Annotated in this window: 5 protein-coding genes; 4 read left to right on the top strand and 1 reads right to left on the bottom strand. The window is 64.1% G+C overall.

Annotated elements, in window-relative coordinates:
• The 4 genes from ABS88_RS22675 to hflX all read left to right on the top strand — a co-directional run.
• A partial coding sequence (locus tag ABS88_RS22675) for a sensor histidine kinase (protein ID WP_353745134.1) occupies window positions 1-2,311 on the top strand: 2,311 nt, incomplete at its 5' end.
• Entirely contained in the window at window positions 2,301-3,680 is a 1,380-nt protein-coding gene (ntrX, locus tag ABS88_RS22670; protein ID WP_003051693.1) for a nitrogen assimilation response regulator NtrX, read from the top strand. The genes ABS88_RS22675 and ntrX, both read left to right, overlap by 11 nt.
• A 117-nt stretch (window positions 3,681-3,797) precedes the next feature.
• Window positions 3,798-4,292, top strand: a complete 495-nt coding sequence (gene hfq / locus ABS88_RS22665) for an RNA chaperone Hfq (protein WP_003051691.1) — start codon at window positions 3,798-3,800, stop codon at window positions 4,290-4,292.
• 8 nt (window positions 4,293-4,300) lie between these two features.
• Window positions 4,301-5,641, top strand: a complete 1,341-nt coding sequence (gene hflX / locus ABS88_RS22660; protein ID WP_234178972.1) for a GTPase HflX — start codon at window positions 4,301-4,303, stop codon at window positions 5,639-5,641.
• On the opposite strand, the gene mazG is transcribed toward hflX, so the two are convergent.
• On the bottom strand, window positions 5,619-6,356 hold the full coding sequence (mazG, locus tag ABS88_RS22655; RefSeq protein ID WP_502686178.1) for a nucleoside triphosphate pyrophosphohydrolase: 738 nt from the start codon (window positions 6,354-6,356) through the stop codon (window positions 5,619-5,621). The genes hflX and mazG overlap by 23 nt on opposite strands.
• Window positions 6,357-6,375 lie beyond the last annotated feature (19 nt).

Raw genomic sequence — 6,375 nt, 5'->3', positions numbered from 1 at the left:
TTGTCGTATCGCAGCCACAATGACGCAGCCTTTCCCCTCGGCTCTTGACGGCGAACCCGGTGATACGGACGCGCGGAGCGGCTGGTGGCGGTTCGGCGCACCCGAATATTATACGCTCGCGCTGATCGCGAGCGTCGCGATCGGTACCTACATCTTCGTCACCGGCGACGCGCAGAGCGAGCGGCTGCTGACCCCGGCGCTCGTCGCGGCGATCATGGTCGCCAACCTCGTTCCCGCGATGGCGCTCATCGTCCTGATCGGCAGCCGCGTGGCCCGTGCGCGCGCCGAACGCACGATGGACGGCGGCAACGGGCGGCTGCATGTGCGTCTCGTGGCGCTGTTTTCCTTGATCGCTGCAACGCCGACGCTGCTCGTGGTGATCTTCGCCTCGCTGTTGTTCCAGTTCGGGGTCGATTTCTGGTTCTCGGACCGCTCGCGCGGCATGTTCGAAAATGCCGCCAGTCTGGCGCAGGGATATTATCAGGAAAATCAGCGCGAAGTCAGCGCCAATACCTTCGCGATGGCTAAGGATTTGAGCGACCAACTCGGCCGCGTTGCGATCGATAGTCCCGAATTTTCCGACTATTATTTCCAGCAGGTTGTGGTGCGCAGCCTGAACGAATCCGCGATCATCGAGATCGGAACCGACGGCATTCCGCGCACGGCCGCGATGATCGACCCCGACAAACGCGCAGTCGAAAGCCGCCTGACGCCTGCGACGGTCAAGCGCCTCGACGCCGGCGAACAGGTCGTCGTGAATGTTCAGCCCGACCGCATCGAAGCGGTGACAAAACTTCCGCGCCAGCCGCGGGCTTATGTCTATGCGTCGCGCGACGCCAATGTGCCGGGGTTCCAACAGTCGATGCGCGCCAGCACGGTGCTCGCCGACTATAACGATCTGTTCCAGCGATCGCAGCAGCTCCAGCTCCAGTTCAACGGCGCGCTCTATCTCGGCTCGCTTCTGTTACTGGCGCTTGCAGTTGTCGCTGCGATCGTAGTCGCCGACCGCATTACGCGCCCGCTCGGCACCCTGATCGTCGCGACGCGCACCGCGGCGAGGGGCGATCTTTCGGTGCGCGTCACGCCGCCGGCCCGCGACGACGAGATTGCCGTGCTGACGCGCGCCTTCAATCGCATGACCGAGCAGCTTGAGGGACAGACGAGCGCGCTCGTCAACGTCAATGAACAGCTCGAAACGCGGCGCAGCTTTATCGAGGCAGTGCTGAGCGGCGTCTCCTCGGCGGTCGTCTCGGTCGATGCGCAGCATCGCATTCTTCTCGCCAATGCCGCCGCCGAAAGCCTGATCGGGCAAAGCGCCGAGACCTTGACCGGGCAACCCCTCGGCGATGTCGCGCCCGAACTGGCCGCGCTCCTGAGCGGCGGGGAGCAGGAAGGGATCGTTCAGCTGGCCCGCCGCGATGCCGAACCCGCGACGCTCGCGGCCAAGGCGGTCGCGCAAGGCGACGGCTTCGTGCTGAGCTTCGAGGATATCACCCAGCAGCTGCTCGATCAGCGCCGCGCCGCCTGGTCCGACGTCGCGCGCCGCATTGCACATGAGATCAAGAATCCATTGACCCCGATCCAGCTCGCCGCCGAACGCTTGCAGCGCCGCTTCGGCGAAAAGGTCGAGGGCGATGCCGCAACCTTCCGCAAGCTGACCGACACCATCGTGCGGCAGGTCCACGATATGCGCCGCATGGTCGACGAATTTTCCAGCTTCGCGCGAATGCCGAAACCGACCTTCGGGGTCGAGGATGTGCGCGACATCCTGCGCCAGGCGGTGTTCCTGTTCGAGGTCGCGAAGCCCGACATCATATTCAGCGTCAAGACGCCGAACGAGATCGAGCCGCTCGTCTGCGACCGCCGCCTGCTATCGCAAGCGCTGACGAACATCGTCAAAAATGCGGTTGAGGCCATCGAGGAAAATACGAAAAAATCGGATGGCCCGGTTTCGGGCCATATCCGCGCCGAACTCGACATCGGCCCGCAGGATGCGGTGGTCATCCGCGTCACCGATGATGGCATCGGGCTGCCCGAGGCGCGCGACGCGATCGCCGAACCCTATATGACCACGCGGCAGGGCGGGACGGGGCTCGGCCTTGCGATCGTCAAGAAGATCGTCGAGCAACATTATGGCGAGCTTGAATTTTCGGACAATCCGGAAGGGCGGGGGACGCAGGTCACGCTGACGCTGCACGCCGATCGCCTGCGGCCATTGGCTGGCAAGGGCGGGGGAGTTCCAACAGGGCAGATTGAATCGGTGCCGGGGCGCATCAGAAACCGGCAGGACAGAGAAGAACATGGCGCTTGATATTTTGATCGTCGACGACGAACGCGACATTTGCGAACTGGTCGCCGGCGTCATGGAAGACGAAGGCTATGAAGCGCGGACCGCCTCCGACAGCGATGCCGCGCTCGAAGCGATCCGCCAGCGGCGCCCGTCGCTCGCGCTGGTCGACGTGTGGCTGCAGGGGTCGCGGCTCGACGGATTGGGGCTGGTCGAGGCGATCAAGGAATTCGACCCGACGCTGCCGATCATCGTCATTTCGGGCCATGGCGGTCTCGACACCGCCGTCGCGGCGATCCGCCGCGGCGCCTACGACTTCATCGAAAAGCCGTTCGAGGCCGAGCGTCTGTTGCACCTCGTCGCGCGCGCGACCGAGAGCGAGCGGCTGAAGTTCGAATATGAACAGCTTCGCGAAAAGGCCGGTCCCGCCGACGAACTCACGGGCAGCAGCACCGCGATCAACAATGTCCGCGCGACGCTGAAACGCGTGGCGGGAACCGGCAGCCGGGTGCTCGTCACCGGCGCTCCCGGCGTCGGCAAGGAGGTTGCGGCGCGCGTGCTCCATGGCTGGAGCGGGCGACAGAATGCACCTTTCCGCGTCATATCGTCGGCCCGGATGGACCCCGAAACGGTCGAGATCGAATTGTTCGGGTCGGAAAGCGACGACGGGGCGATCCGCGTCGGTCTGCTCGAACAGGCGCATGGCGGGACGCTCTTCCTCGACGAAGTCGCCGACATGCCGCTGACGACGCAGGGCAAGATCTTGCGCGTCCTGACCGACCAGAGCTTCACGCGTGTCGGTGGGCGAACGATGATCCGCGTCGATGTGCGCATCATTTCGGGCACCGCGCGCGACTTGATGAGCGAAATCGCGGAAGGGCGCTTTCGCGAAGATCTCTATTACCGCCTCAATGTCGTGCCCGTGCACATTCCGCCGCTGCGCGAGCGGCGCGATGATATTGCGAGCCTCTGCGACCATTTCGTCGGCCGTTATGCCGCCGAACGGCGCGTGCCGCCGCCCGAGATCAGCTCGGAGGCGATGGCGGCGCTCCAGGCGCATGAATGGCCCGGCAATGTGCGCGAATTGCGCAACGTGATCGAGCGAGTGATGATCCTCGCGCCGAGCGATCGGCTCGGCCGGATCGATGCCGATATGCTGCCTTCGGAGCTGGTCCGCGGCGGCACCGATATTCTGCCCAACAGCGAATCGATCACCGCGATTCCGCTCAAGGAGGCGCGCGAGAATTTCGAACGCGAATATCTGCGCATCCAGATCAATCGCTTCTCGGGAAATATCTCGCGCACCGCAGCCTTTATCGGGATGGAGCGTTCGGCTCTCCATAGAAAGCTGAAGCTGTTGGGATTGACCGAGAATCAGGACGGCGAAGGGTAGTGGCTTTACCCTAGACCTGATCCGCTCTTTGCCGCATATTGCGGCTGCGAAGACGACAAGGGGCTCATCGTCGGCGCATCGAACCCGCGGCTCGGCCGCCAAAAACAGGAGGCAAATGTGTCCGATAAAAACCAGAATCTTCAGGATCTTTTTCTCAACGCTCTGCGTCGCAGCAAGACCCCGGTGACGATGTTTCTCGTCAAGGGCGTGAAGCTGCAGGGAATAATCACCTGGTTCGACAATTTCTCGCTCTTGCTCCGCCGCGACGGCCAGTCGCAGCTCGTGTACAAGCACGCGATCTCGACGATCATGCCGTCGCATGATTTCGACCTGGCCTCGCTCGGCGCCGATGTGCGCGAAGTTCCCACCGCCAAGGGCAAGGCGCTTCAGGACGTTTTCCTGAATGCGGTGCGCCGTTCCGAAGAGTCGGTGACGATGTTCCTTGTCAACGGCGTCATGCTGCAGGGTGATATCGTCGCCTTCGATCTGTTCTGCATGCTGCTCGAACGCGAACGCCAGGTGCAACTTGTCTACAAGCACGCCATTTCGACGGTTCAGCCCAACGGCCCGATCAATCTGACCGACAATGGCGAAGCCGACGGCGACGCCTGATCGACCCGATGTCCGATAGCGCCGAAGAGGTAACGCGCGGTGCGCCCGCGCTGCTTGTCGTGCCCGAATGGCACGGCCAGCGCCTGTCGCGCGATCTCGACGCGCGCGTCGAGGAAGCGAAAGGGCTCGCGGTCGCGATCGGGCTCAAGGTGGTGGCAGCGCATCCGCTGCGCCTCCGCCAGACGCGCGCGGCAACGCTGATCGGCGTCGGTCAGATCGAGGCTATCAAGCCCGCGATTGCGGCGCACGACGTGCAACTTGTCATCGTCGACGCCGCGCTGACCGCGATCCAGCAGCGCAATCTGGAAACCGCCTTCGGAACGAAGGTGATCGATCGCACCGGCCTGATCCTCGAGATATTCGGCGAGCGCGCCGCGACCGCCGAGGGGCGATTGCAGGTCGAACTGGCACATCTCGACTATCAGGCGGGACGGCTGGTGCGAAGCTGGACCCACCTCGAGCGCCAGCGCGGCGGCTTCGGCTTCCTCGGCGGCCCCGGCGAAACGCAGATCGAGGCCGACCGCCGGATGATCCGCAATCGTATGGCGCGCATCCGCCGCCAGCTCGACGATGCGCGGCGCACGCGCCAACTCCAACGCGCCAAGCGGCAGCGGGCACCTTGGCCCGTCGTCGCGCTCGTCGGCTATACCAACGCCGGAAAATCGACGCTTTTCAATCGCCTGACGGGAAGTGACGTCATGGCGGAAGATATGCTGTTCGCGACGCTCGATCCGACGATGCGCGAAATCCGCCTGCCGGGGATCGACAAGGCAATCCTCTCCGACACGGTCGGCTTCGTCTCCGACCTTCCGACCGAACTCGTCGCCGCCTTCCGCGCAACGCTCGAGGAAGTGACGACGGCCGATCTGATCGTCCATGTCCGCGACATCGTCCATCCCGACAGCGACGCGCAATATGACGACGTCAAGGCGATCCTCGACTCGCTCGGGGTCAATGGGCCGCAGGACGGGGAAGGGGAGGACGCCGCCGACCCGATTCCGCAGATCGAAATCTGGAACAAGATCGACACTGCGGGGCCGGAGCGGCGCGCCGAGATCGTCGAGATTGCCGCACGGCGCAGCGACGTCGCGGTCATTTCGGCCTTCACGGGTGAGGGCGTCGAGGCGGCGCGGACGCTGATGGCGGCGCGGCTAACCGAAGGGCACGAAATACAGCAGATTTTTCTCGGCTTTGACGAAGGGGAGGCGCTTGCCTGGCTCCACGCCCGCGGCGAAGTCCTTGATAACAGGGCAGAGGGTGAGGGGCATGTGCTCACCGTTCGGCTCGATCCCGCCGATCAGGCCCGCTTCCGCCGCCTCTGGCCGGCTAAGGGGCTTCCGAAGCCTTGACCGCCTGCCAATGCGCTTCGAGCGCATCGAGCGGCATATGCGCCATGTCGGCGCCGGCGCGTGCTTCGACGGCCATGAAGCGGCGCGCGAACTTGGCGTTGGCGTCACGGAGTGCGCTTTCGGCATCGACGCCGAGGTGCCGCGCATAGTTCACGACCGCGAAGAGCAGGTCGCCAACTTCCTCCGCACGCGCTGCGTCGTCGGGGGCCGTTTCGACTTCTTCCAGTTCTTCGGCGATCTTGGCGCGCGGTCCGTCGATATCGGGCCAGTCGAATCCCGCCCGCGCAGCGCGGCCTTGCAGCTTTTGGGCGCGCAGCAGCGCCGGCAGTGACAACGCCACGCCGTCGAGCACGCTTTTGGCGCCGTCGGCGCTGCGCTCGGCCGCCTTGATCTGTTCCCATTGCTGGCGAACGTCATGCGTCGTTGCATCGCCGAAGATATGCGGGTGGCGCCGTTCCATCTTGTCGCTGATCGCATTGGCGACGTCGTCGAACCCGAACAGGCCTTTGTCGGTGGCAATCTGGGCATGAAAGACGACCTGGAGCAGCAAATCGCCAAGCTCGTCGCAAATCGCATCGGGCGATCCGGAGGCTATGGCGTCGGCAACCTCATAGGCTTCCTCGATCGTGTAAGGTGAGATCGTTGTGAAGTCCTGCGCCAAATCCCACTCACACCCACCATCGGGATTGCGCAACTGACGCATGATCGCGAGCAGTCGATCGATGGGGGACAGC

The organism is Sphingopyxis sp. SCN 67-31 (assembly GCF_001725095.1).
This window is presented reverse-complemented; position numbering and strand designations above follow the sequence as displayed.